Consider the following 2,880-nt stretch of genomic DNA (forward strand, 5'->3'; position numbering starts at 1 on the left):
CTGTTGGGAAGGTGTGACCATGAGCGTTGGGACGACCGAAGCGGATCACTTCTACCTACCGAGAGTTGATCAGAAAGCTCTACTGGATCTGCTGAAGAAAATCCCTTCACTCGCGGAGGATCTCGCAGTCACGACGTACCGACAGGATCGGATCGGCAAGGGCGGCATGAAAATCGCATCGGGCACCGATGAGCAGCCCTTGCCGTTCAATCTCGGCGCAAGCAACGCGATCGACCTACTGTTCAACGAGTTGGCAGGTTGGGCTCGGCATGTGTGCGATTCCCGCGGGATCTCGTACATGCCGACAGGGTTCACGCACGACTTCGACTTCGTGGGCCCACTCCGCGAGAGCGAGAACCGCTTGCCGTACGGCTATCAGGAATCGGTGCTCGGATTGGCGCGGTGGCTGCGGCGAAACATCATCTCGCTCGCGATGACTGAAGGCGCCGACACGGCATATGTCGAAATCAGCAAGGTGATGGACCGATGCTGGGCGACGGTCGACATTCCGGCCGAGGATCCGGTGCCTGTCCACGAGAAGGATGAAGTGCTCGAGCGAGTACGGGCCCGGATGCTACACCGCGCCGGCATCGTCCAGGTCGCCGAACTGCTAGCGCGTCRGTATCCGGAGTATCGCGGGCTGACAGCCAATCGGGTTGATGCGCTTCGGAAGGGTGGGCACATCGTGGCCAAGTGGTGTGGAGTGTTGTCGAGGGCGGAAGTGTTCTTGATGGGTGAGGTGCTGGACAAGCACTTGGATGTGCCGGTTCGAGCCAGGAGGGTGGCGGCGTGACGATTGTCGAGTTTCTCGAGGCTCGGATCGCAGAGGATGAGGCCGACGCTCGGGCTGCTAATGAGGGCCGACTCTTGGCCTGGTCCAAGAATGACCACATGGTCATCGTCGATTCTGGCTTCATGCAGACCTTCACTCCGTCGAGAATCCTCCGCGAGGTGGCAGCAAAGCGAGCGATCATGGCAGAACATGGCATCGACCAAGATCCTTGCGACGCTCACGATGCGATGTATGAATCAGCCCCATGTGACGTGATCTTGAATCTTGCAGCCATCTACTTGGATCATCCGGACTACCAGGCGGAGTGGGCGATTCCTTAGCCGCACCTCCCGTGTTACGCTAGGCGCGTTGGCGCGAGTAGTGGATGAAAGTCCGCCTCGCGCTTTTGTCGTCCAGGGGCGCGTCTGGATCTGTTGATGCACTAGCCGAAACATCACCGGTGGGTGCTCCAGGAATCAACGCCACAATCTTCCACTCAGGTTCAGTCACCGCCCGGCCGCCATCAGATGTCGGGAGCACGGAATCCAAGCGGCTCACTATGGCGAACCTAAAGCCGAGCCTCTGCCTGAGTGGAATCAACTTGCTGCACACCGCGCCGGACCGTGAGACGACGGCGCACCTTTTGAGGATGGTGCAGCAACCCCCGGACCGATGACGCTTGCCAGCGCACGTCCGGGGCTCAACTTCCGATTGCAGGTTCGAGTCCCGTCACCGTATGACGTACTCCGACAATCGATCACAGGGTGGTGGAATCCATGCGCGAAACACTCGTTTTCCAAGCTGAACAGTTCTTCACGCCGGAAGAGCGCCGACAGTTCTCAGCCTGGCTGAGTTCGATGGCTTTCCGGGATCGATGCCAGCTACTTGACGAGCTAATGGAAATGAATCGCACGGCGCTCGTCTGGGTGGCGCCATTCGATGCGGACGACCTCATCGACGATCTGGTCTCGGGCTACGCAGCGCAACTCGATCATTTGGCGGCAGCGTGATCCTCGACCTGATTGAAGTGATCCGAATCGTGTGGGCGCTGATCGAACAGTGGGTGATCTGAATGGGTGACCCAAGCTGGATAGCTACTTGGATAGCAATTGGTGCGGTCGCAATGCACGGACTCATGCACACGCTTCGCAAACTTGATGACGACGACGATGCCTAGCCTCGCGCTGATCAGGTGGGCGATCGTCAACACGTGGCGGATGTGGAGGTCCTGATGGCTGACCCTGTACTGGTAGCACCTCACCGAGGGTGGGTGGAGGAGTACCGCCGGGACCATCCCGAGGCTAGGCACTGGGCGTACATGACACCACGCAACTGGCGCACAGCTTGCCGCGGCGTTGCAGCTTCCGAAGTGAGGGTCATTGCGCCGATGACGATTACACCCGACATGCTCGACGCGCTGCTTCCAAGTCTCGTGCGAGCTGATCGAAGGATGTGACGCGATGTCGGACCACACAGACGCCGGGCTGCAGCCGGTCAAGTGGTCCGACTTCGAGCCCGACCAACCCGACATCGAGCCCGGTCCGTATCTCTGTCCCGGATGCGGGAGATGGATACCGTGTCGACACTGCGAGGTGAGTGATGTCGCCAACCCTTGAAGACCGGCTCTACGACACAGAGGTGCACCTCAATCGGATGCTCGCAGACCCACATCACAACAAGGCACAGCTCAAAGTCCTGAAAGATGGGCGAGATTCGCTGGAATTGCAGATCCGCCAACTACAAGACCATGGCAAGCACTAAGACCACGACCCAACGAGGACTCGGTTGGGAACACCAGAAGCAGCGCGAAAGATTACTGAGGGCCCACGTAGAAGGAACCCCCTGCTGGTGGTGCGGGGAACCGATGTACCTCTCCCAGGATCTCGCCGCAGACCACTCCCACGCGAGGGCACACGGTGGGACCAAGGCCGACCGGCTGCTCCACGGACTGTGCAACAAACAGCGCGGAGACGGCTCCAAAGATGATCTGCGACCCGCAGTTACAGGAAAGCCCCTGGAGCAGGCTCAAGCCGACCAGGCGGCCCTAGGCGTCCGCGTAATGCCCTGGCCATGACCCCCGTCCCGAAATTATCGAGGGAGGGGGGTGC

The 2,880-nt window shown here is 59.8% G+C and carries 5 protein-coding genes; 4 read left to right on the forward strand and 1 reads right to left on the reverse strand.

Features of this window, described 5'->3' with window-relative positions; genetic code table 11:
- From AC1D1Y_RS25830 to AC1D1Y_RS25840, 3 genes are all read left to right on the forward strand, one after another.
- On the forward strand, positions 1-793 hold a 793-nt coding region (locus AC1D1Y_RS25830), incomplete at its 5' end, for a hypothetical protein (RefSeq protein WP_477684868.1).
- Positions 790-1,113, forward strand: coding sequence for a DUF6221 family protein (locus tag AC1D1Y_RS25835; RefSeq protein WP_477684869.1), 324 nt, complete (start codon positions 790-792; stop codon positions 1,111-1,113). The genes AC1D1Y_RS25830 and AC1D1Y_RS25835, both read left to right, overlap by 4 nt.
- 435 nt (positions 1,114-1,548) lie before the next feature.
- A complete protein-coding gene (locus AC1D1Y_RS25840) occupies positions 1,549-1,782 on the forward strand; it encodes a hypothetical protein (RefSeq protein ID WP_477684870.1) in 234 nt (77 codons plus the stop codon).
- On the opposite strand, the gene AC1D1Y_RS25845 is transcribed toward AC1D1Y_RS25840, so the two are convergent.
- Complete coding sequence (locus tag AC1D1Y_RS25845; RefSeq protein ID WP_477684871.1) at positions 1,764-1,979, reverse strand: hypothetical protein; 216 nt, start codon at positions 1,977-1,979, stop codon at positions 1,764-1,766. The genes AC1D1Y_RS25840 and AC1D1Y_RS25845 overlap by 19 nt on opposite strands.
- Positions 1,980-2,371: 392 nt before the next feature.
- On the opposite strand from AC1D1Y_RS25845, the gene AC1D1Y_RS25850 reads away from it, so the two are divergent.
- The gene (locus tag AC1D1Y_RS25850) at positions 2,372-2,533 is read left to right on the forward strand and encodes a hypothetical protein (protein WP_477684872.1); all 162 of its coding nucleotides are present in this window, start codon (positions 2,372-2,374) and stop codon (positions 2,531-2,533) included.
- The last annotated feature ends 347 nt before the right edge of the window (positions 2,534-2,880 follow it).

It is taken from the genome of Polaromonas sp. P1_G1, assembly GCF_056405595.1.